Source organism: Roseovarius sp. TE539, from assembly GCF_003298505.1.
In the GTDB taxonomy this organism is placed as follows: Bacteria; Pseudomonadota; Alphaproteobacteria; order Rhodobacterales; family Rhodobacteraceae; genus Roseovarius.
On record NZ_QNGB01000044.1, the window covers coordinates 1 to 22,069 of the forward strand.

Below are 22,069 nucleotides of genomic sequence, written 5' to 3' on the forward strand. Positions count from 1 at the left end.
TGGTCGTCGCTTGGCTGTGAAGCTTGATCAGCATGCCGATCTCCCGTCTCGCACCTCGTTCAAAACAGATCGTGCCATGAAAAGCGCGGATCGACGAGGGGCTATGTGATCATCCGGGACGGAACACTTAGGCGCCAACCCACCACCGCTTCCCTCCCGCGCGGCGGCGCGCTTGGGCGCGCCGCCGCGCGAGCGGTCATGCCGAAGGCATGCGTCCGGCATGACTCGCCCCCTCGGGCGGGCGCTTTTGCAACGGCGCAAACCCGCGCAGTCGTTGAAGTATTTGGCACGATAAAGCGCGCCGCGCAGCCGTTGCTGCGCCCACCCGGCGGTCGGGCGCACGCGCGGCGTGTCATGCCGATTTGCTGCCATGAAGCGCGCAGACCCGGCGTCGAACCGCCGCGCCGCGGCCCGTCGGCACCTCTTTGCGAGGGAAGGCAGGACGGGCCGGGCGGGGCCGGCCCCGGAGGTTCAAGCCGCAGATTTCACCAGGTCGCGCAGGACGTAATGCAGAACCCCGCCATGTTCGACATACTCCTTCTCGATGGCGGTATCTATCCTGCTCTTGAGTGTGATTTCCCGCGTGGAGCCGTCGGCATAGGTGATGGTGCAGGGCACCTCGGCCTGCGGCGCGAAGCCGTCTTCCAGCCCGGTGATGTCGAAACTTTCCTCGCCGGTGAGGGCCAGAGTGGTGCGGGTATCGCCGCCGGTGAACTCGAACGGGATGACGCCCATTCCCACGAGGTTGGAGCGGTGAATCCGTTCGTAGCTTTCCGCGATCACCGCCTTGACGCCAAGAAGGTTGGTGCCCTTGGCCGCCCAGTCCCGGCTGGAGCCGGCGCCATATTGCTCGCCCGCGACCACCACCAGCGGCGTGCCCTTCTCCTGCCAGGCCATCGCGGCGTCGAATATCGACATCTGGTTGCCGTCAGGCCCCTTGGTGTAGCCGCCCTCGACCCCGTCAAGCATCTCGTTGCGGATGCGGATATTGGCGAAGGTCCCGCGCATCATCACCTCGTGGTTGCCACGCCGCGATCCGTAGGAATTGAATTCGCGCGGGCTGACCTGGCGGTCGGTCAGGTATTTGCCGGCCGGCGTGTCAGGCTTGAAGGACCCAGCGGGTGAGATATGGTCGGTCGTGACCATGTCGCCCAGGAGCGCCAGCATCCGCGCGCCGCGAATGTCCGAGATCGTGCCGGCCTCTTTCGACATGCCCTGGAAATAGGGCGGGTTCTGCACGTAGGTGGATTGCGGCGGCCAGTCATAGGTTTCGCCCTCCGAGGTTTCCACCTCGCGCCATTTCTCGTCTCCCTTGAAGACATCGGCATATTTGGACTGGAATGCCTCGCGGGTGACGGTGCGTTCCACCAGTTCGGCGATTTCCCTGGTGGTGGGCCATATATCCGAAAGATAGACGTCCTTGCCGTCCTTGTCCTGGCCCAGCGGATCGTTCGTGAGGTCGACATTCATGTCGCCGGCCAGTGCGTAGGCCACGACCAGCGGCGGCGACGCAAGGTAGTTGGCGCGCACGTCCGGGCTGATCCGGCCCTCGAAATTGCGGTTGCCCGAGAGCACCGAACAGGCCACGAGATCACCCTCGGCGATCGCCTCGCTGAGTTCCTTCTGCAGCGGGCCCGAATTTCCGATGCAGGTGGTACAGCCATAGCCCACGAGGTTGAATCCGATGGCATCGAGATCATCCTGCAGGCCGGCAGCCTCCAGGTATTGTGTCACCACCTGGCTGCCGGGGGCCAGCGATGTCTTGACCCAGGGTTTGCGATTCAGGCCCAGTTCGCGTGCCTTGCGGGCGACAAGGCCGGCGCCGATCATGACGTAGGGGTTCGAGGTGTTCGTGCAGGAGGTGATCGAGGCGATCACGACGGATCCGTCGCGCAGCTTGTAGGTCTCGCCCTCGACGGGGTAAGACTTCCGCGGATCGACCAGGGCGTCCGGGGCCGGGCCTTCGGCGGCCATGTCGGTGGCGGCCGCGCATTCGTCCTCGCCCCGATATTCCGAGACGACTTCGAAGAAGGCGGGCGCGGCCTTGTCCAGTGCGACGTAATCCTGCGGGCGCTTGGGCCCCGAGATGGCCGGCACGATCTTGCCCATGTCGAGTTTCAGAGTGTCGGTGTAGACCGGGGCGTAATCGGGTCCGCGCCAGAACCCGTTTTCCTTGGCGTAGGCCTCGACCAGGGCGATGTCGCGTTTGTCGCGGCCGGTCTGTTCGAGATAGCGCAGGGTTTCGTCATCGACGGGGAAGAAGCCGCAGGTGGCACCGTATTCGGGCGCCATGTTGGCGATCGTGGCGCGATCCGCGAGCGGCAGGTTGTCGAGGCCGGAGCCGTAGAATTCGACGAACTTGCCGACAACGCCCTTCTCGCGCAGCATCTCGACGACCTTGAGCACCAAATCGGTGCCGGTGGTGCCTTCCATCATCGCGCCGGTCAGTTCGAAGCCCACGACCTCGGGGATCAGCATCGAGATGGGCTGGCCCAGCATCGCCGCCTCGGCCTCGATTCCGCCAACACCCCAGCCCAGCACCGCCACGCCGTTGATCATGGTGGTATGGCTGTCAGTGCCGACGAGGGTATCGGGATATGCGACCGTTTCGCCATTCTGATCCTCATCGGACCATACCGTCTTGGCAAGGTATTCCAGATTCACCTGGTGGCAGATGCCGGTGCCGGGCGGGACGACGCGGAAATTGTTGAATGCGCCCTGACCCCATTTCAGGAACTGATAGCGTTCCATGTTGCGCTCGTACTCGCGGTCCACGTTCATCTGGAAGGCGCGCGGGTTGCCGAATTCGTCGATCATGACGCTGTGGTCGATCACCAGGTCGACGGGGTTGAGCGGGTTGATCTGCTGTGCGTTGCCGCCAAGCGCCTTGATACCGTCGCGCATCGCGGCCAGGTCCACCACCGCGGGCACGCCGGTGAAGTCCTGCATCAGAACCCGCGCGGGCCGGTAGGCCAGTTCGCGATTGGCACGGCCGCCGTTGTCGGCCCATTCCGAGAACGCCTTGATGTCGTCTGTGGTGACCGTCTTGCCGTCCTCGAAACGCAGCATGTTTTCCAGAACCACGCGAAGTGCGACGGGCAGGCGCGAGAAATCGCCGAGTCCGGCGTCCTCGGCCGCGGCGATGGAGTAATAGGCGAAGGTCGCGCCGTCGACGTCGAGTGTCTTGCGGGTGCGGGCGGTATCCTGTCCGACGGTAATGGGCATTTGGCGTTCCTTTCGGGTTCGAAACGGTTTGGCTGCCCCAGCTTCTGACCCATATCAGGGGGCCGTTCAAGGGGTTTCCGCCATTTTTGTATACCATAGTATGCCAAACATCGCAATCGGTGATCCGGTGGTCATCCGCGGGCCGGATCGCCCGCCTCACCGCAGTGTGACGAAACATTGATTGGCATTTCGGGGGCAGGGGCCATAGTTTCCGGTCACCACGACGAACCGACCGGGAAACCTTCGATGCGAAATCTACTGGCCGTGCTGGCACTTTCAATGTTTCCGGCGACCGCCCCGGCGGCGGAGGATCAGCCCGTGCTTGTGGAACTTTTCACCTCGCAGGGCTGTTCGTCCTGTCCGCCTGCCGATGCGTTCCTGCACGAATTGGCAGAACGCGAGGACGTCTTGCCGCTGGCCCTTCATGTCGATTACTGGGATTACATCGGATGGAAGGACATCTTCGCCGATCCGGCCCATACCGAGCGGCAGCGCGCCTATGCGAAGGCCGCGGGGCGGCGCATGGTGTACACGCCGCAAATGATCATCAACGGTGAGGATCACATTGTCGGGAACCGCCCGCGTGACGTGACCGCCCTGATCGAGAAGCACCGCGGTGAGCTGCGCAACGTGACACTGGATCTCGAACGCCTGGAGGACGGGCGCCTGCGCATCATCTGCCGGTCGGACCGCGCCACGCCGGTGGCACTGGACCTGCGGCTGCTGCGCTACCGTCCGCACAGCACCGTCGAGATCACCCGCGGCGAGAATGCCGGGCGCACCCTGGACTACGCCAATATCGTCACCGAGATGCGTGACCTGGGCCGCTGGGACGCGGTCGAGCCGATGGACATGGACATCGACATTTCCGGGGACGCGCCGATCGTGGTGATCGCGCAACGCGCCGGCCCCGGAGAGGTGATGGCGGTGGCCCGACTGCGCTGACGGGGTCGCGACTGTCCTGGAAGCGGCGGTCTCAGCCGGTGTCGCCTCTTTCGGGCTGTCGCTGGTACGACCTGAGTTTTTGCGCCGCCCCTTCGGCAAGCGGGCCGGTCGCGTCTTTCCAGCGCCGGTGAATCCACAGCCATTGATCCATGTTGCGGCGCACCTGTTTCTCAAGCCTGTCGTTGATTTGCCGTGTCATGGTGACCGGATCGGAATGGGGCAGTGGCGCCTCGATCACAACGCGGAAATCGAGTCCGTTCGCCTGCCGCAGGCACCATCCGGGAACCAGAAGCGCATTGAACTTGAGGGCCATCTCGGCGGTGACCAGCGAAGTGAGAGCCGGTTTGCCGAAAAAATCAAGCGGCACGCCGTCATGGGCGTTGAGATCGTTGAGAATGGCCAGGGTCCCGCCACGGCGAAGATGCCGGACCATCTGGCTCATGCCGCGACGCCCCTGCTGGAACATCGGCTGGCTGATCGTCCCCATCGCGGCGATGTAGCGGCGGTTGAACCAGGTGTTGGAGAGCGGCCGATAAAAGACGCCGAAATCGCAGCCTTCCCGGATCATCGCCACGCGCAAGGCATTGAAATTGCCGATATGGCCGGTCACGAAGATCACCGGGCGCCCCGCCGCCTGTTCTTCCCGGATCGCCTGCAGGCCCGGACCCTCGACCGGGATGTCATGACAACGGGCCACGAATTCATCCGGTGAATAGAGTTCGATCAGGTTGCGCCCGAAATTGTCGGATACCCCTTTCGACAGGCGTCGTGCCTTGTGGGGCGGCATCGCGGGCATCACATGGGCGAGGTTCTCGCGCACCCGCCTGTCATAGCCCGCCACAGGCGCCACCAACCGTGACGTGATCCAGCCCATCGCCGGGACGCGCCATCGGTATGGCAGGCACCGGGCCAGCGCGATGGGCATGTACATCGCCATGCCGGTGGCTGTGTCCTTGATCCGGGCGGACAGTGTGGATGGCGTATCGGTCATGCAGGGCCGGAGGGTGATTGCCATACGGACATACGGGTGGCGGCGGGCGATCACAAGGGGCGGACCCGGCAGGCCCGCCGGTTGTTCGGGCGGTCAGGGTCGTTTCGCCAGGCCCGTGCCGATCATCGCATCGCGGGTGACCAGGCGGGCAAGGGCCTCCTCGGTCATGCCCTCGGTGCCCGGTGGCCGTGCCGGAACGACGACATAGCGCATATCGGCGGTGCTGTCATGCACCCGCACCGTCGTATCGGCCGGAAGCTCCACCCCGAATTCGCGCAACACCTTGCGTGGCTCGAACACGGCGCGCGAGCGGTAGGCGCGGGTCTTGTACCAGTCGGGTGGCAGGCCCAGCAGATCACGCGGGTAACACGAACACAGGGTGCAGACGACAAGGTTGTGCACCCGGTCGGTGTTTTCCACGGCGATCAGGTTGAGCGGACCGATATCGAGGCCGAAGCCGCGCACCGCGGCAGAGGCGTCTTCGAGAAGTTGCGCCCTGAAGTCCGGATCGCTCCAGGCCCGCGCCACCACGGCAGCGCCGCGCGCCGGCGAGCGTTCGTCCATCGCGTCGATCTGTGCGGAGATCTCGGCCGCGGTCATGTGGCCCTTCTCGACCAGAAGTTCGCGTACCGCGATCTCCATCCGTTGCCAATATGTAAGGGGGCCATCATTGTCGGCGCGGTAAGGATGGCCGGACGGGCTCGGTCCGTGCTGATGGTCATGGTGGTCGTGGGGCATGGCGATCAAACCTTTTCGAGCCAGTGGCCGTAGATTTCGGCGTCAAGCGTGTCATCCTGGCGCTCGGCCGCCGCGCCCCAGATCTCGGCCATGGTGAAACGCACGCGGTAGAGCGGTTTTTCCTCCGCCGGCAGGCCGTAGGCCAGTTGTTCGGGATTGCCGAACACGCCCAGCTCGCGTTCGATCACACCGGTCCGGCCGCGCAGGTAGAATGGCGCCCGGACATGGCCGGGCGCGGCCAGCGCCTTGACGCGGACCCGGTTAGCCATCCTTTGCTCCGGTCTGTGCCTCGCCGTAGCTGGGCCCGCGCGTGGCGATCTCGTCCATGCGCTCGGCCAGTTCCGCTATCGTGTAGACCCCGGTCTCGATCAGGTTCTGGTTGGTGGCGGCAATCCAGCGCTCATAGTAGCTCATCGTTTCGAACGCGTCCTCGCCCATGTCCTCCAGGGCCCGGCGCAAGCCGTGCACGTTGAACAACCCCTTCCTGCCGCACAGGACCATAAGCGCATCGACACGCTTTTCCCACAGGGCGAAGTCATGGTCTTCCGGCACGACGGGGCCGGCGGGTTGTCCGCCCATGTCGTGCCAGCGCCGTCCGTCCGTATCGCTCATGGCGGGAGGGTAAGGCCGGTGCGCGCCGCTGTCCAGCCTGTGTGCCGAACATGCCGGAACGGCATGGGCTCAGCCGCCCGTGTCGCGCCCGGGTGTGGCAAGGGTGATGTCCCCGGCATCCTCCAGCTTGCGGATGACGGCAACGATCCGCGTCATTGCGGCCTCCCCTTCGGTTTCGGTGGGGGGCGGGGCTTCCGCGATCTGTTCGCGCAGGGCCTCGGCCATGCGATTGGAGAGGCTGTCAAGGAGGAACGCGGCGGCCGGCGCATCCTCCCCGGTCTGTGCGGTGGCCAGCGCGGTCACGAGATCGCCTTGGTCCACCTCACGCAGGACTCGCGGCACATCGCGCGCCCCGAGCCGGGCCGGAATATGTGCAAAGGTGAAGATGGTGCGGCGCAACTCGGCGGCGAAATCGCTGTCGGTGCTGTTGAGCCCTTCCAGCAGTGCATTGCGGGTTTCCGACGCTGACAGATTGAGGATCTCGCCCAGGCGTTTGACCGGCGCCGTGCCGAACGCGCTTTCCGGAATGTCGGCAAGCTGCGCGGCGAGCGACAGGCCGATCCGGTCCACCGCGTCCGGCGTGACCTTGCCGGTGCGCGACATCGCGTAGGTGATGCGGCGCGCGTCCTCACCCGGAAGGCGGCCGAGAAGGTCCGCGGCACGGGCGACATCGAGTTTCGAAAGAAGCACCGCCGCCACCTCGGTGCTTTCGCCGGTCAGCATGGGCAGCAGATGCTCGACCGGGGCGTCGCGCACCTGATCCCAGGGGTCGCCGGTCTGTCGCACGCCGGCCTCCTTGCGAAGGCGTGCGGCGGTGCGCGGACTGATGCGCCCGTCCAGCGCCGAGAGCGCACCCGAAACGCCATGCGGGAAGGTCAGGCCCATCCCCTCCAGCTCGGCGGCGAATTCCGATACCACCTCGCCCAGCGTGTCACGATCAATGTGGCGCATCGCCCCCATCTGCGCGGTCAGTTCCGCCTGCAGAGGCTCCGGCAGCTCCGAAAGCGGGAGATCCGCCCCCTCGCTGAGCAGAAAACGCACGATGACCGCCGCCTTCTGTTTGCGGGTCAGCCGCGCCACGGTAGAGGCCGGCGCCGATGGCGGCGACAGGCGCGCAAGCGGTTTCGGTTCTGTCATCCCGTCCCCCGGTTGGCAGCATTTCGCCAAGCCTAACCCGACAAGGATGAACAATCATTGAACCGGCGCGGGGCCGATGCGGGATCAGCCGGTGGTTTCGGGCACGCAGGTTGTGCTTTGCTCATCCCAGACGGTGCCCGCGGCGCAGGACATGGTTTGCTGCGAATGGGCGGCGCAATGGGCCGAGGCCGCGAGGGCCGAGGCGATTGTCAGGGCGGCAGCGGTCAGGATCAGTGATGGTTTCATGTCGTATCTCCCGGTTACACCGGACAGGATAGCACGGTCGCGCGGGTTCTCAAACTCCGCCACGGGCAACGGTATCAGCTGTCACCGAAGACCCGGGCAAAGATCGTGTCCACATGCTTGGTGTGATAGCCCAGATCGAATTTTTCCTCGATCTCGGACCGGCTGAGTGCCGCCGTCACCTCGGGGTCCGACAGAAGCTCGGCCTTGAAGTCGCATCCGGTTTCCCAGACCTTGAGCGCGTTGCGCTGGACCAGGCGGTAGGCGTCCTCGCGGCTGACACCCGCCTGGGTCAGGGCCAGCAGCACCCGCTGGCTCATGACGAGGCCGGGGAACCTGTTCATGTTGGCGCGCATGTTCTCGGGATAGACGATCAGCTTGTCGATCACGCCGGTCAGCCGCGCGAGCGCGAAGTCGAGCGTCACCGTGGCGTCCGGGCCGATATTTCGTTCTACCGAACTGTGCGAGATGTCGCGCTCGTGCCACAACGCCACGTTCTCCATCGCCGGGATGACCATCGAGCGCACCATCCTCGCGAGCCCCGTGAGGTTCTCGGTCAGCACCGGGTTCTTCTTGTGGGGCATGGCCGAGGAGCCTTTTTGCCCCATCGAGAAGAATTCCGCCGCCTCAAGCACCTCGGTGCGTTGCATGTGGCGGATCTCGGTGGCGATATTCTCGACCGAGGAGGCGACAACGCCGAGCGCGGCGAAAAACGCCGCGTGCCGGTCGCGCGGGATGACTTGCGTACTGATCGGTTCCGGCGTCAGGCCCAGCTGCGCGCAGACATGGGCCTCGACCGCGGGGTCGATATTGGCGAAGGTGCCGACGGCGCCGGAAATGGCGCCGGTGGCGATCTCTTCGCGCGCGGTGCGAAGACGGGTGAGATTGCGGTTCATCTCGGCATGAAAGCGCGCGAATGTGAGGCCCATCGTTGTGGGCTCGGCGTGGATGCCGTGGCTGCGTCCGATGCGGATCGTGTCCTTGTGCTCGAAGGCGCGGCGCTTGAGGGCGGCCAGCAACCCCTCCATGTCCGCGATGAGGAGATCGGCGGCCCGGGTGAGCTGGATGTTGAAACAGGTGTCCAGGACGTCCGAACTTGTCATCCCCTGATGGACAAAGCGCGCCTCGTCGCTGCCCACATGTTCGGCCAGATGGGTGAGAAAGGCGATCACGTCATGGCGTGTCTCGGCCTCGATCTCGTCGATCCGGGCAACGTCGAACTCCACCTCCGCGGCCTTCCAGACGGCTTGCGCGTTGGCGCGCGGGATAACGCCCAGATCGGCCATCGCGTCGCAGGCATGGGCCTCGATCTCGAACCAGATGCGAAACTTGGTGGCGGGCTCCCAGACGGCAACCATCTCGGGGCGGGAATAGCGCGATATCATGTGACGGACCTTCGGATTTCGGGTAGATGCTGGCGCGGGGTTTAGACTGCCCGGCAACATGCGGCAAGGCGGGAGCGCGCACATGAGACGGAATAGCCGGCCCGAGGCGGCGCAGCGCCCGCGTGTGGCGGCGGATTTCGAGGGGGCGTGGCGGCTAGAGAGGCATATCGTCCATGCCGACGGATCCGAAGCGCGGTTCGACGGCAAGGCGGTGTGGCTGCGCGAGGGCGATTTGCTTCGCTACACCGAGTCGGGGGTGCTGGAAATGCCGGGGCGGCCGCCGATGCGGGCCGGGCGTGCCTACCTGTGGGAGCCGGACCTGACGGTGCGCTTCGAGGACGGTCGGCTGTTTCACCGGGTGCCCGAGGCGGGCGGGCGGGCCGAACACCGTTGCGATCCGGATCATTACACCGCGGATTACGATTTCACGGCGTGGCCGCTGTTTCGGGTCGTCTGGCACGTGATCGGCCCGCGCAAGGATTACGTCATGACAAGTATCTATCGCCGCCGGTAGTCCGCCGGTTTTTCTGCCTGCCTTTTCTCGCGGTGCAGACGGCCCGTGCCCGTCTCGCGAGGCCGTCCGCAAGGATGGACGAGCGTTGCCCTCAACCCTGTTTCGTGACCACCCGGGAGCTGCGCTCGAGGGTCCGGTGGACCGGGCACTTGTCGGCGATTTCCATCAGCTTCTCGCGTTGCTCGTCGTTCAGGTCGCCTTCCAGCCGGATCACACGGGTGAAGCTGTCGGCCTTGACGTTGCCGCCGGCGCTCGCATCCTGCGCGTGCACCTTGTCATGGCTCACGTCGACGCTGACATGCTCCAACTTCCAGCCCTTGCGCCTTGCATACATCCGGATGGTCATCGAGGTACAGGCACCCAGGCCGGCCGACAGGAACCCGTAGGGCGACACGCCGCGCCCGGTACCGCCATAGGCCTCGGGTTCATCGGCCATCATGTGATGATCCGGACCGGCGTTGATGTCCTGCAGGAACCCCTCCGGATCGGCCTCGGAAATGCGCACAATTCCTTCGGGGGCGCCGGGCGGCGGGGCCGGAACGGCAAGTTCCAGATACCGGGTGGCCCAGGCCGCGATCACCTCGGCGGCATAGTCGGCATGCGCGGCGTCGGTGATCAGGTGATCGGCATCGTCAAGGGTGACGAAGCTCTTGGGATGCTTCGCGGCGCCGAAGATCTCGGCCGCGTTCTCGATCCCCACGACCGCATCGCGCGGCGCGTGCAGGACCAGGAGCGCGCGGCCGAGACCGGCGATATCATCCCCCAGCTTCTCGGCTTTCACGCTCTCGACGAAGTCGTGGCCGATCCGCACCGGCCGGCCGCCGAGATCGACCTCGGCCACCCCGTCGGCCGCGATCCTCTCCAGTGCGCCGCCGAAATTGTGGGTCACGTGCTCGGGATCGAATGGCGCGCCGATGGTTGCCACGGCACGCACGCTGTCGAGGCGCCGGGCGGCGGCCAGGACCGCCGCACCCCCAAGCGAGTGCCCGATCAGCAACCCGGGTGCCATCCCACGGGCGGCCAGCATCTCGCCGGCGCGTTCCAGGTCGGCGACATTGGTGGTGAAGGTGGTGTTCTCGAACTCGCCTCCGGAATGGCCCAGGCCGGTGAAATCGAAGCGCAGGACAGCGATTCCCGCACCTGCCAGCCGCGCGGCGATGCGGCGGGCCGCGGGGATGTCCTTGGAGCAGGTAAAGCAGTGCGCGAAGAGAGCGGTGGCCAGGTGCGGCCCCTCGGGCAGATCCAGACGCGCGGCAAGCTCTGCCCCGTCATGTCCGGTGAATGTGACGCGTTCGGTGGGCATCGGGCCTCCTTTGATCGGATTTCTATGGCGTTCGGGCCACATGGCCGCGAGCGCAGACTATGGGGCCTTCGCCGTCATCGCCACCCCCTTGACTGGACCGTCACGCGAATATGAGCGGCCGGCGGGATATCCGGAACGAGGATGTGAGCGCCGTCCGGGGGTCAATCCTCTCCCATCAGCGAGGGATCGAACGGGTAGGTCGTCAGGTTCTCGTACCCGTCCTCGGTGATCAACACCTGGTCCTCCAGCTTGATCGAGAAATCGCCGCCCACTTCGCTCACCAGCGCCTCGACACAAAGCACCATGCCGGGTTCCAGCGGGTAATCGAAGGCGCCGGCGACGGCATTGTCGGGATAGGCGACCAGCGGCCACTCGTCGCACAACCCGACACCGTGCATCAGGCAGCCGTATTTCTGGGCCTGGTACCTGTCCTCCAGAACATGCGTGTTGGCCGACAGTTCGGGGATCATGACGCCGGGCCGGAGCATCTCCATGTTGGTGCGGATATGCTCCACGCCGTGCTGCATGGCGTGGATCATGTCGGGGCGCGGTTTCGTGTCCCCGATCCACCAACTGCGCGAGATGTCCACGCAGATGCCGTAGCTTCCCACGAGGTCGGTGTCAAAGCTGATGATCTCGTTCATCCGCGGGATGCGCGGTCCGCATTCCTGGAACCACGGGTTGGTGCGCGGCCCCGAGGACAGCAGCCGCGTCTCGATCCATTCGCCGCCGCGGCGGATGTTCTCGGCGTGCAGCACCGCCCAAATGTCATCCTCGCTGGCGGCGCCCCGCGGAACGGCCTCCCGGGCGAAGCGTTCCATCTCCGCGACGGCGATCTCGCAGGCATGGCTGGCGCAGCGCATCGCCAGGATCTCGTCGGGGCCCTTGACCGAGCGCGCCTTCTCGGTGACTTCTTCGCCCTCCATGATCTCGAGGCCCTGCGCCTCGAGCGCGCGCAGCCCGTGGATCATTGGTTTGTCCACCGCCAGCTGCCGGTTGCCCGGCGCGTGGTCCTGAAGCAGCACGCGCACCTCGTTGGAAAAGACATCCGCGGCTACGTCCACCTTGTCGCCACGGTCGAAATAGAAAAGGTCCGCGCCCGAACGCGCCTCGCGCACAAGGGGGTTGAACGACGACAGGAAGGGCGCGTTCTTGTAGTCCCAGATCACCATGTAGCCGTCGGCACAGAGCAACACCGCGCGGAAGGGGTTATGGGTGTTCCACAGCTGCATGTTGGTGCTGTCGGTTGCATAGCGGATGTTGAGCGGATCAAAAACCAGCAGACCGGCATAATCGCGGTCGACAATGTGCCGGGTCAGGCGCTCCCAGCGGTAGCGGCGCATCGCCTGCAGGTCGGGAAGCTGCAGCCCGGCCTCTTTCCATTCCGAGTAGGCAAGCTGTGTCGGGCCGATCTCGATCCGGTCCGCCTCGTTGGGGGTATTGTCACCGAGGACCTGACCGCGGGTCGGGTCGATCTTGCGGCTGTCGCGGTAGTGGGTGTTCATGATCCGGCTCCTCTGACCTCTCAGGCTGAGGCCGCCCGACGGTGAAATCTTTCCTGGTTGCGACATGGCGGGGCGTCGTATTCCGGCCGGCCGAAAGTTTCACAAAGGCGTCGTTGAACCATCATGGCGGCGTTGGAAAGTTGCCGTTCCCATGCGTGGGCAACTTCAAGACGGAGGGATGATATGACTATCCTGCGAAACCTGTCCGCAATGGCCCTGATCGCCGTGACGGCCGGGGCGGCGCTTGCCGGTGACACGACCTACGGGCCGAGGCCCGGCTACTTGATCGACCGAATGGACGAGGGGTCCCTGAAGGAGAGGCTGGCTGCCTGCGCGGGACAGACGGCCGAGCCGTCGCTTTTCTCGATCGGCCATCGCGGCGCACCGCTGCTCTTCCCCGAGCACACGGTTGAATCGAATCGGGCCGCGGCCCGGATGGGTGCCGGCATCCTGGAATGTGACGTTACCTTCACCCGCGATCACGAGCTGGTCTGCCGTCATGCGCAGAATGACCTGCATACCACCACGAACATCCTGGGCACGGACCTGGCCGGAACCTGTGTGACTCCCTTCGCGCCGGCGGAGGACGAGACGGAGGCGACCGCGGAGTGCCGGACGTCCGAGATCACCCTGGCGCAATTCCGCACCCTGACCGGCAAGATGGATGCCGCGGACACCTCGGCCACCACAGTGGAAGGCTTCATGGCCGGCACCGCCGACTGGCGCAGCGACCTCTACAGTGTCGAGGGCGGAACGCTGATGACGCATGCCGAGTCGATCGCGCTGTTCCGGGATCTGGGCGCGAAATTTACGCCGGAGTTGAAATCACCGGCCGTCGAGATGCCGCATGAAGGCTTCTCCCAGGCGGATTATGCCCAGAAACTGATCGACGAATACAAGGCGGCCGGCATCCCCGCGGAGGATGTCTGGGCGCAGAGCTTCAATCTTGATGACGTGCTCTACTGGATCGAGAACGAGCCGGAATTCGGTGCACAGGCTGTTTACCTTGATGGGCGCTACAACGAGGACGGCTTCGACCCGATGGCCCCGGAAACCTTCGAGCCGTCGATGCAAGCCCTCGCGGATATGGGTGTCAATTATATCGCACCCCCGATGTGGATGCTGGTGACGCTGCAAGGTGACAGCATCGTGGCGTCGCCCTATGCCGAGGCCGCGAGGGAGGCCGGGCTCGGGATTATCACGTGGACGCTGGAACGCTCGGGCCCCCTGACCGGCGGCGGAGGCTGGTATTTCCAGTCCGTCGAGGAAACCATCGACACGGATGCCGACTACTACACCATGCTTCATGCGCTTCACGAAAAGGTCGGTATCGCCGGCATCTTCAGTGACTGGCCGGCCACCGTGACCTACTACGCCAATTGCATGGGTATTGATTGAGCCCTCGTGCCCAGCCGCCGGGCGCGTTGATGCGCCCGGCGGATCTTTGGGCGTGCCATCGCGGCGCGGAGCGGTTAGAGAACGGGCCATGTCCGAGATCCTGCAAGCCCGCATTCCCCATGACGTGACCACACCGAAACCCCTGCCGGGGATCGCGCCGCTGGACCCGGCGGAATGGCTCGTGGTCGATGATGCCTTCGCCGCCCAGATGGCCGAGCGCGCGCGCCTGATCGCCGAACGGCGCGGCGATGTGGTGGCCTTGCTGCCCGAAGGCCGCCCCGCAGCGGATGAGTTGCTGGCTTTCGTGCTCGGCTGGCTTTGTGAACACGGCGCGGGCTATGATGTGGAGAATGCCGTCGTGACACGCCCCGACGGGGCGCGCATCCCGATCGACGCTGACGATCCGCTCGGGACACTGGGGCATCTGGTGCAGGAGGATCTGTGCCTGATGGAACGCCGGGGCGCGGAACATGTTCTGACCGGCGCGGTCCTGTGCTTTCCGGCAAGCTGGCGTCTTTCGGAGAAGGTGGGCCGGCCGATGGTCGGCATCCATGAGCCGGTCAGGGAATATGACGCGACGCTGGCGCGGCGGGTGCAGCGGCTTCTGGACGGGGTGCGCGCCGGGCGTCCCCTGTGGCGGTTCAATGTGCTCACATATGCCGACCCGGCGCTTTTCCAGCCGCGTTCCGCAGAGGCGCCGCGCCGGTCACAGGAGGGCGCAGGACATTCCTTCCTGCGCAGCGAGCGACAATGCCTCGTGCGGTTGCCGCGCACCGGGGCGGTGGCCTTCTCGATCCATACCTACGTTGTCCGGCGCTGAGACGGGCGGAGGCGCGGCCGGTCAGGCGGCCTCTTGCAGATCCTCTCGCAGGACCGTGTAGACCAGAAGCGCGGCCCCGACCGGCGGGGCCTGAAGCAGCATCGTCGCGCCGAGCGCATAGATGCTCAGGTGCATGGGCTGGCTGATCCCGTTGTCGGGGGCAGTTCCGCAAAATGCCTCGCGCAGTTCGCGCATCGCGTCGGCTTCCCCGGCTGACGGCATGCCCGACATCCCCGGAACATGGAGCTCCGGTGCGGCCGACGCGCTGTCCGCCCCCGCATCTTCCTTCGCGCCGGGGCCGGTGAAACGGCTTTTCAGGGTCGACAGCCAGGCGGACGTGGCGGACCCTGCCAGCGCGTCCTGCAGCCGCGAGAAGCCGGTCGCGGTTTCGTCAGCGTGTCCGGACGGTTCCGGTTCGGACGCGTCCGTGGATCGCCCCTCCCAGGGCTCTGGCGTGCTGTCGGGCCGCGGCGTGGCCCCCTGGATCCGGTCGGCTATGGTGTCGATCAGATCAGCGTCGATGGCGCCGTCCGCCTCGCTTCGCAGAACCGCGTCATAGGGCAGGTATTCGGCTGTCCGTTCGAGAATATGCGCGGCGAGTTCCTCGCAGAAGTCGCGCGTCAGCGGCGTGCCGTCCGCATCCGGGGCAGCGCCGACCGCGACGATCAGATACCATGGCTGGTCTGTGGTTTCCGGTGCCATCCATCCAAGGGCCACACGCACCATTTCGCGATCGAAGATCGCGACGTCCTCGCAATCCCAGGTCAGGCAGCGCTGCGAGAATGTACCGTCCTGAAAGGCGGTGTCGAAATCCTCGACGATGTCGGTGAAATCGAGCGCGGGGCGCTGCGCGTACTGAAGAGCGGCGACCGTGCCGGGGTGCTGCTGTGTCATGGTCATGACCTGTCTCGCCTTTGAGCCTGAGTTCGGGACTCATTGAAGAGAAAGATTTGGGGAAAGTTTGGTCTTAATCGAGGCAAACTTGTGACCGGCCACGCGGCGCCGGCCCGGACTCTGCCAGGTCCCCGGCATTCCGCCGGGCGCCGGCGTTGCATGGCAGAAGGGCCTGGGCCCCGCCCTGTCATCCCAGAAATCTGTTGAGGGCCGATACCGCCTCGGCGGAGGCGCCGTAAGTGCCCAGTGCGATGAACAGGCCCGTTATGGCCGCGGTTTGCGAAGCCAGGCGCAGGTTCTCGCCCTTGACGATATTGAGAAGCAGAAGCGCCGCGCCGACAGGCAGGGCGAAAAGGCTCACCCCGAAGGCGATCAGCCATGCCGAGAGGCGCATCATGGGGGCCTGTTCGATATCAACGTCCTCCACCTCGGGGAAATCCGATCCCTCGGTACTGTTCTCGCGGAAAATCTCGCGCAGGTCCGCCTCGAATTCGGTTTCGTCAGCCGCAGTCTGCCGGCGGCTGAGCTGCTCCTGCAGGATTTCGTTGGTTTCGTCGATGCTGGGCAGGTCATTGGCGGCACGGGGGCGTGCCGGGCGGACGCGCGCGGTTGCGAAATCGGCGGTCGCCGAGGCGGCGGCACGGGCAGGGCGGCGTCTTGGCGTGACCGTGGCGCCGGGGGCGGGTTCTGCCTTGCTGACCTTCGCGAACTCCTGTCCGGTCAGCAGGGTGTCGCCACTGTGCCATTGCACGTAATCTGGCGCCAGCGTCTTCTGCAACCCGTTCAGCGCATGGGCAAGAACCGCCTCGAGCCGCGGCGTTTCGGGTTGGGGAAAGCATTCGCCGCGCGCCACGGCGATGCCCAGCAGGGCGTTGCTCTCCGACCCGAGTGACGGCAGGGGCTGATCCTGTTTCGCTTCGAGCAGGATCTCGTGATGCGGGGTGGTGACCCGCGCGCGGCAATCGGAAAGGATGCGCACGCCGGTCACGGTTTCGCCGAGATCTTCAAGCACGGTGTACACACGGTTGCCGGCAACGACGATGTCGAGTTCCTTGGCCCCGGCGAAGACCAATGCGGCAGTCAACCATTTCTTGTTCTGGGTCATGGCTCGGTTCTTTCCTTTAGGAGCATGACGGTTGTCGCCCAAGAAGAGGGAGCCAATTTGATGCAATTGTGAATTGATTAAGGCAAGCCATGCGATGATGTGTGGAATGCCGGGTCGGCCGGCCTGCATGTCCCGAACGGCCGCAGGGCGCCCCGCGGGACGCCCTGCCTTGGTTTTCCTGCCGTGGCCCCGTCGCGTTCGCGCGGGCCGGAACGGGGATCAGCAGCTGTAATACATGCCGAATTCAACCGGGTGAGGCGTGTGTTCATACGCCTCGATCTCTTCCATCTTCAGCTCGATATAGCCGTCGATCTGGTCACGGGTGAAGACATCACCCGCAAGCAGGAAGTCATGATCGGCCGCCAGGGCGTCCACCGCCTCGCGCAGCGACCCGCAGACCGTGGGAATGCCCTCCAGTTCCTCGGCGGGCAGGTCATAGAGGTTCTTGTCCATCGCCTCGCCCGGGTCGATCTTGTTGCGGATGCCGTCAAGCCCGGCCATCAACAGCGCCGAGAAGCACAGGTAGGGGTTGGCCGATGGATCGGGGAATCGCGCCTCGACGCGCTTGGCCTTGGGGCTTTCCGTCCACGGAATGCGCACGCAGCCCGATCGGTTGCGGGCCGAGTAGGCGCGCAGGACCGGCGCCTCGAACCCCGGGATCAGCCGCTTGTAGCTGTTGGTCGAGGGGTTGGTGAAGGCGTTGAGCGTCTTGGCGTGCTTGAGGATGCCGCCGATGAAGTGGAGCGCCTCCTGGCTGAGATCGGCATAGCGGTCCCCGGCGAAAAGCGGCTTGCCATCCTTCCAGATCGACATGTTCACATGCATGCCGGTCCCGTTGTCGCCGGCGATCGGCTTGGGCATGAAGGTGGCCGACTTGCCGTAGGCCTGCGCCACGTTGTGGATCACGTACTTGTATTTCTGAAGCTGGTCGCCCTGGTCGGTCAGGCTGGAGAATATCAGGCCAAGCTCGTGCTGGCACGAGGCCACCTCGTGGTGATGCTTGTCCACCTTCATGCCGAGCCGCTTCATGGTGCTGAGCATCTCGCTGCGGATGTCCTGACCGTCGTCGATCGGGTTGACCGGGAAATAGCCGCCCTTGACGCCGGGACGATGGCCCATGTTGCCCATCTCGTACTCGGTGTCGCTGTTCCAGGACGCGTCCATGGCGTCGACCTCGTAGGAGACCTTGTTGATGGTGTTGGAAAAGCGCACGTCATCGAACAGGAAGAACTCGGCCTCGGGACCGAAGAACGCCTGATCGCCGATGCCCGATGATTTCAGATAGGCTTCGGCCTTTTCGGCGGTGCCGCGCGGATCGCGGTTGTAGGGCTCGCCGGTATCCGGTTCGACGATTGAGCAATGGATGCAAAGCGTCTTCTCGGCATAGAACGGGTCAATGTAGGCGCTGCCGGTATCAAGCCGCATCGCCATGTCGGAGGCCTCGATCGACTTCCAGCCATTGATCGACGAACCGTCGAACATGAAGCCTTCCTCGATGAAATCCTCGTCCACCTGATCGGCCATGACGGTGACGTGTTGCAACTTGCCACGCGGGTCGGTGAAACGGAGGTCCACATATTCGACGTCTTCTTCGCGGATCTGGTTGAGAATCGCGTCCTTGCTCATTCTCCTGGTCCCTTTCGTTTTGTCCTGTGATGGGGTGTCAAAGTGCTTCCGGCCCGGTTTCGCCCGTGCGGATGCGGATGGCCTGTTCGACGGGGCTGACGAAAATCTTGCCGTCGCCGATCTTGTCTGTCTTCGCGGCTTCGGTGATGGCTTCGATCGCGGCGTCGACCTGATCGTCGTCAAGCACCACATCGATCTTCACCTTGGGCAGGAAATCAACGACGTATTCGGCGCCGCGATAGAGTTCGGTATGCCCCTTCTGGCGGCCGAAGCCCTTGACCTCGATGACCGAAAGTCCCTGTATGCCCGCCTCCTGCAGGGCCTCCTTGACCTCGTCGAGCTTGAACGGCTTGATGATCGCTTCGATCTTCTTCATGGCGGACCTCCTGCAATGGCGTGTCACCGGGCGTCAGAGCACTTCTCGGTCGGGGGCACAATCGGATAGGATCGGGACGGCACGGAGCTTCGGCCTCACATCACCGGGCTGCATAAATTTTGTGCAAAAAGCCTTCTGTGTGGGCGAAACTGAATCGAAAGGGGTGACCATGACCGAATTGCTGACTGCCGCGCAGATGCGGGCGCGTGAAAGCGCCGCCATGGACTCGGGCGCGGTGACCGGGCTCGCACTGATGAAACGGGCCGGGCGCGGCGTTGTCGAGGCGGTGTTTGCGGAATGGCCCGTGCTGGCCAACGCGCCGCACCGCGCCGTTGTCCTGTGCGGCCCGGGCAACAATGGCGGCGACGGGTTCGTGGTGGCGCGGCTTCTGAGGGATCGGGGCTGGCAGGTGACGCTTTTCCTGTATGGAGATGCGGACCGCCTGCCACCCGACGCCTTGGCCTGCTGCCGGGAATGGCAGCGGACCGGTGACGTCCGGCCCCTGGATGATCCGGAAGATGTCATGCGCGACGGGTTCGACAAGGACGCCCCGGACCTGATCGTCGATGCCATGTTCGGGACCGGCCTGACCCGGCCGCTCACCGGGGCGGTGGCGCAGACCTTCGCGGAAATCGACCGATGGAAGAGGGCGCAGGCGGTGCCGGTGCCCTGCGTGGCCGTGGACATACCTTCTGGCTTGTGCTCGGACAGTGGCCGTGTGATGGGCGGGCGCCGCATGTACGACCTTACGGTGACGTTTCATTCCGCCAAGCCGGGGCATTACCTGTCCGAAGGGCCGCAAACCTGCGGCTCCGTCAGGGTCGTGGAGATTGGAATTCCCCGGCATGATGACTCGTCCCAGAACAGGCCGGACGAGGTGGTCCGGCTGACCGGGCCACCGCTTGGCCTCGGCAAGCATGGCGCGCAGCACAAGTATGCGCATGGTCACGCGCTGATCCTGTCAGGCGTTGCCGGCCGGTCCGGTGCGGCGCGACTGGCCGCGCGCGGGGCGCTCCGTATCGGCGCGGGGCTGGTGACGATGGGTGTGCCGGGATCGGCGCAACAGGAGGTGGCCTGCCAGATCACCGCGTTGATGCTGCGGCGCGCCGGGACCCCGGGGGAGCTGCGCACGGCGTTGGAGGACGCGCGGATCAATGCGCTTTGCCTGGGTCCGGGCCTGGGCGTGGGACGCGCGTCGGATCTGGTTTCCGCCGCGCTGGCGGCGCGCCGGGCGACGGTGCTGGACGCCGATGCGCTGACCGCGTTCGCCGAGGTTCCGGAGGCGTTATTCGGGCATCTGCACGAGGCGTGCGTGCTGACCCCTCATGACGGGGAGTTTGCCCGCCTCTTTCCCGATCTCGGCGCGCGGCTGCGCGATGAGCCATCAAGCGGCCCGGCCTTTTCGCGCGTCGATGCGGCGCGCGCGGCGGCGCGCCGGGCGGGTTGTGTTGTCTTGCTGAAAGGGCCGGACACGGTGATCGCCGGACCCGACGGGCGCTGTAGTGTGAATACGGCCTGTTACGACCGCGCGGCGCCGTGGCTGGCGACTGCGGGGGCCGGGGACGTGCTGGCGGGGTTCCTGACCGGGCTGCTCGCGCGCGGTCTTGCCCCGGTCGAGGCGGCGGAAACGGCTGCGTGGCTGCATGTGGATTGTGCCCGGCGGTTCGGCCCCGGCCTGATCGCCGAGGATCTTCCCGAGGCGCTGCCGGCAGTGTTGCAATCGCTGCAATCCCGGCAGCATGTCGGGTTTGATCGGACATGATCCGCAGACGGGCGCATGCCCGCCGCGGGTGCGACGGGCAGGTGACTCTGATCCGGCGAAACTTGTGCTAGGCGGCACGGGCCGGGCGCGGCGGCGTCATCACGGGTGCCGCCACCTCCAGGCCGCCGGCATAAATAACATGCGACACGTCGAAATGCGGTTCGACCAGGCAAAGAAGGCGTTGGCCCAGGTCGACAACGTCTCCCGCATTCACCAGGTCGCCGGCCCGGCGAAGGGTGCCGGTGCCCGGCTGCCCGCGCACCAGAACGGGCTGTGCGGCCGGCAGTACCAAGGGCGGGGTACCGGCGCCCCCCGGCGCGGCAAAGCGCACGGCGCGTGTGCAGACATGGCGGCGGGTGAGGCCCCGCAGAACCGCCATGCCGCCATCGCGGGTCACGATCCGGTCGCCGGGCAGGAGATGCACCACCGGCAACACCCCCTCGAGGGTGAAGATTTCGGTGTCTCCCGGCAGGCCGGAAATGTCGGTAACGGCCGCGCGCCTGCGCGCGGGGCTCTGGGGATGGGTGTCCGGGGTCATGGCGCTGCTCGCTTCGATTGTGCCTCGGTTTTTTTTCCCACGATACGTCAACATGGCGTGAATGTCGCGGATTTTCTTGCCTTCGGACGCCCGTGCCCGTTATCGATTTCCCCTCGCATCGGCATGAATCCTTTGCTAAGGGAACGCGATCCGTGCCCACCGGTGCGCGTGGCGGGCATGCCGATCTTCTGGCGGGTGTGGCGGAATTGGTAGACGCACCAGATTTAGGTTCCTGCCCCTACACTTAATAGATTGCCTCCTCCACCGGGAACACCCCGTAGACGGGCATGAAAAGAACACCCTAAGACCCTGAAAACAAGACCATTCGCGGTCTCTTTCATTTCTCCCAAAAGCTCCACTAGAGCAATTTCCGATCAATCTGCATCGTATCCGCAGGTGGCGAAGTAGTTCGCGCATTCTTGCGGTGTGAAGCAGTCGACAAGCTCGCCGATCATATCCCAGAGCCCCGTCACCGTTCGCACGGCAGCCTTGCGGAGCAACGCCTTGAGTTTGGAGAAGGCCATTTCGATGGGGTTTAAGTCGGGGCTGTAGGGCGGCAGGAACATCAGCCGTGCACCCGCCGCCTCGATCATCTCTTGCACCGACGCCCGTTTATGGCTCGACAGGTTGTCCATGATCACCACGTCGCCGGGGCGCAGCGTCGGATCAGCACATGGCGGACATAGGCCTCGAACCAGTCTCCGTTGATTGGCCCGTCGAGCGTCATCGGCGCGACCATTCCGGTCTTGCGCAGCCCGGCGACCAGAGTCGTGGTCTTGCGGTGGCCATGCGGGAAGCCCATCCGCAGCCGTTCGCCCCGTTTGCAGCGACCATGGCTGCGGGCCATGTTCGTCGTGGTCCAAGTCTCGTCGATAAACACCAGGCGTGTGAATCGGCATGCAAAAGTGACCCACTTGGGTGGGTATGATCATCTAAAACTGACCCACCTGCA

General features: G+C 65.1%; 20 protein-coding genes and 1 pseudogene. 5 read left to right on the top strand and 16 right to left on the bottom strand.

The features are described 5' to 3' along the window. Positions 1–471 precede the first annotated feature (471 nt). Positions 472–3,225 carry an aconitate hydratase AcnA gene (gene acnA, locus DQW77_RS17070; RefSeq protein WP_113259443.1) on the bottom strand — a complete coding sequence of 918 codons (2,754 nt, stop codon included), beginning with the start codon at positions 3,223–3,225 and terminating at the stop codon, positions 472–474. A gap of 246 nt (positions 3,226–3,471) precedes the next feature. On the opposite strand from acnA, the gene DQW77_RS17075 reads away from it, so the two are divergent. Beyond that, entirely contained in the window at positions 3,472–4,170 is a 699-nt protein-coding gene (locus tag DQW77_RS17075) for a thioredoxin family protein (protein WP_113259445.1), read from the top strand. A 31-nt stretch (positions 4,171–4,201) separates the two neighbouring features. Here DQW77_RS17075 and DQW77_RS17080 read toward each other — a convergent pair whose 3' ends face one another. From DQW77_RS17080 to purB, 7 genes are all read right to left on the bottom strand, one after another. Beyond that, positions 4,202–5,185: a lysophospholipid acyltransferase family protein gene (locus DQW77_RS17080; protein ID WP_113259447.1), complete on the bottom strand. Its 984-nt coding sequence runs from the start codon at positions 5,183–5,185 to the stop codon at positions 4,202–4,204. A 69-nt stretch (positions 5,186–5,254) separates the two neighbouring features. Next, entirely contained in the window at positions 5,255–5,899 is a 645-nt protein-coding gene (gene nthA, locus DQW77_RS17085; RefSeq protein WP_113259478.1) for a nitrile hydratase subunit alpha, read from the bottom strand. 5 nt (positions 5,900–5,904) lie between these two features. After that, complete coding sequence (locus tag DQW77_RS17090; RefSeq protein WP_113259449.1) at positions 5,905–6,168, bottom strand: SH3-like domain-containing protein; 264 nt, start codon at positions 6,166–6,168, stop codon at positions 5,905–5,907. After that, on the bottom strand, positions 6,161–6,511 hold the full coding sequence (locus DQW77_RS17095) for a nitrile hydratase subunit beta (RefSeq protein ID WP_258523904.1): 351 nt from the start codon (positions 6,509–6,511) through the stop codon (positions 6,161–6,163). The genes DQW77_RS17090 and DQW77_RS17095 overlap by 8 nt, the downstream gene beginning before the upstream one ends. 69 nt (positions 6,512–6,580) lie before the next feature. Further along, complete coding sequence (locus DQW77_RS17100; protein WP_113259453.1) at positions 6,581–7,648, bottom strand: flagellar motor switch protein FliG; 1,068 nt, start codon at positions 7,646–7,648, stop codon at positions 6,581–6,583. Between the two features lie 84 nt (positions 7,649–7,732). Further along, the gene (locus DQW77_RS17105; RefSeq protein ID WP_113259455.1) at positions 7,733–7,894 is read right to left on the bottom strand and encodes a carbohydrate-binding module family 14 protein; all 162 of its coding nucleotides are present in this window, start codon (positions 7,892–7,894) and stop codon (positions 7,733–7,735) included. A gap of 74 nt (positions 7,895–7,968) precedes the next feature. Then, the gene (gene purB, locus DQW77_RS17110; RefSeq protein WP_113259457.1) at positions 7,969–9,276 is read right to left on the bottom strand and encodes an adenylosuccinate lyase; all 1,308 of its coding nucleotides are present in this window, start codon (positions 9,274–9,276) and stop codon (positions 7,969–7,971) included. Between the two features lie 82 nt (positions 9,277–9,358). On the opposite strand from purB, the gene DQW77_RS17115 reads away from it, so the two are divergent. Further along, positions 9,359–9,790, top strand: a complete 432-nt coding sequence (locus tag DQW77_RS17115; RefSeq protein WP_113259459.1) for a DUF6314 family protein — start codon at positions 9,359–9,361, stop codon at positions 9,788–9,790. 91 nt (positions 9,791–9,881) lie between these two features. Here DQW77_RS17115 and DQW77_RS17120 read toward each other — a convergent pair whose 3' ends face one another. After that, positions 9,882–11,093 (bottom strand): bifunctional alpha/beta hydrolase/OsmC family protein, encoded by a 1,212-nt coding sequence (locus DQW77_RS17120; RefSeq protein WP_113259480.1) that lies wholly within the window; start codon positions 11,091–11,093, stop codon positions 9,882–9,884. A 161-nt stretch (positions 11,094–11,254) separates the two neighbouring features. Beyond that, positions 11,255–12,598, bottom strand: coding sequence for a dimethylsulfonioproprionate lyase DddP (dddP, locus tag DQW77_RS17125; protein ID WP_113259461.1), 1,344 nt, complete (start codon positions 12,596–12,598; stop codon positions 11,255–11,257). Between the two features lie 183 nt (positions 12,599–12,781). Here dddP and DQW77_RS17130 point away from each other — a divergent pair, with 183 nt between their 5' ends. Beyond that, positions 12,782–13,996, top strand: coding sequence for a glycerophosphodiester phosphodiesterase family protein (locus tag DQW77_RS17130; protein ID WP_113259463.1), 1,215 nt, complete (start codon positions 12,782–12,784; stop codon positions 13,994–13,996). An 88-nt stretch (positions 13,997–14,084) separates the two neighbouring features. Continuing rightward, entirely contained in the window at positions 14,085–14,816 is a 732-nt protein-coding gene (locus DQW77_RS17135; protein ID WP_113259465.1) for a DUF3445 domain-containing protein, read from the top strand. Between the two features lie 21 nt (positions 14,817–14,837). On the opposite strand, the gene DQW77_RS17140 is transcribed toward DQW77_RS17135, so the two are convergent. The 4 genes from DQW77_RS17140 to DQW77_RS17155 form a co-directional block, all read right to left on the bottom strand. Beyond that, the gene (locus DQW77_RS17140; protein ID WP_113259467.1) at positions 14,838–15,716 is read right to left on the bottom strand and encodes a hypothetical protein; all 879 of its coding nucleotides are present in this window, start codon (positions 15,714–15,716) and stop codon (positions 14,838–14,840) included. Positions 15,717–15,897: 181 nt separating this feature from the next. After that, positions 15,898–16,815: a hypothetical protein gene (locus tag DQW77_RS17145; protein ID WP_113259469.1), complete on the bottom strand. Its 918-nt coding sequence runs from the start codon at positions 16,813–16,815 to the stop codon at positions 15,898–15,900. A gap of 219 nt (positions 16,816–17,034) precedes the next feature. Continuing rightward, positions 17,035–18,441, bottom strand: coding sequence for a type I glutamate--ammonia ligase (gene glnA / locus DQW77_RS17150; RefSeq protein WP_113259471.1), 1,407 nt, complete (start codon positions 18,439–18,441; stop codon positions 17,035–17,037). Positions 18,442–18,478: 37 nt separating this feature from the next. After that, positions 18,479–18,817, bottom strand: coding sequence for a P-II family nitrogen regulator (locus tag DQW77_RS17155; RefSeq protein WP_113259474.1), 339 nt, complete (start codon positions 18,815–18,817; stop codon positions 18,479–18,481). Between the two features lie 169 nt (positions 18,818–18,986). Between DQW77_RS17155 and DQW77_RS17160 the strand changes: the two genes are divergently transcribed. Next, the gene (locus DQW77_RS17160; RefSeq protein WP_113259482.1) at positions 18,987–20,579 is read left to right on the top strand and encodes an NAD(P)H-hydrate dehydratase; all 1,593 of its coding nucleotides are present in this window, start codon (positions 18,987–18,989) and stop codon (positions 20,577–20,579) included. Positions 20,580–20,646: 67 nt separating this feature from the next. Here the strand turns inward: DQW77_RS17160 and DQW77_RS17165 are convergent, their stop codons facing one another. Next, positions 20,647–21,117 (bottom strand): hypothetical protein, encoded by a 471-nt coding sequence (locus DQW77_RS17165; RefSeq protein WP_147095015.1) that lies wholly within the window; start codon positions 21,115–21,117, stop codon positions 20,647–20,649. Positions 21,118–21,491: 374 nt separating this feature from the next. After that, positions 21,492–22,003 (bottom strand): annotated as a pseudogene (locus DQW77_RS17170) (IS630 family transposase); the annotation flags it as partial. Positions 22,004–22,069 lie beyond the last annotated feature (66 nt).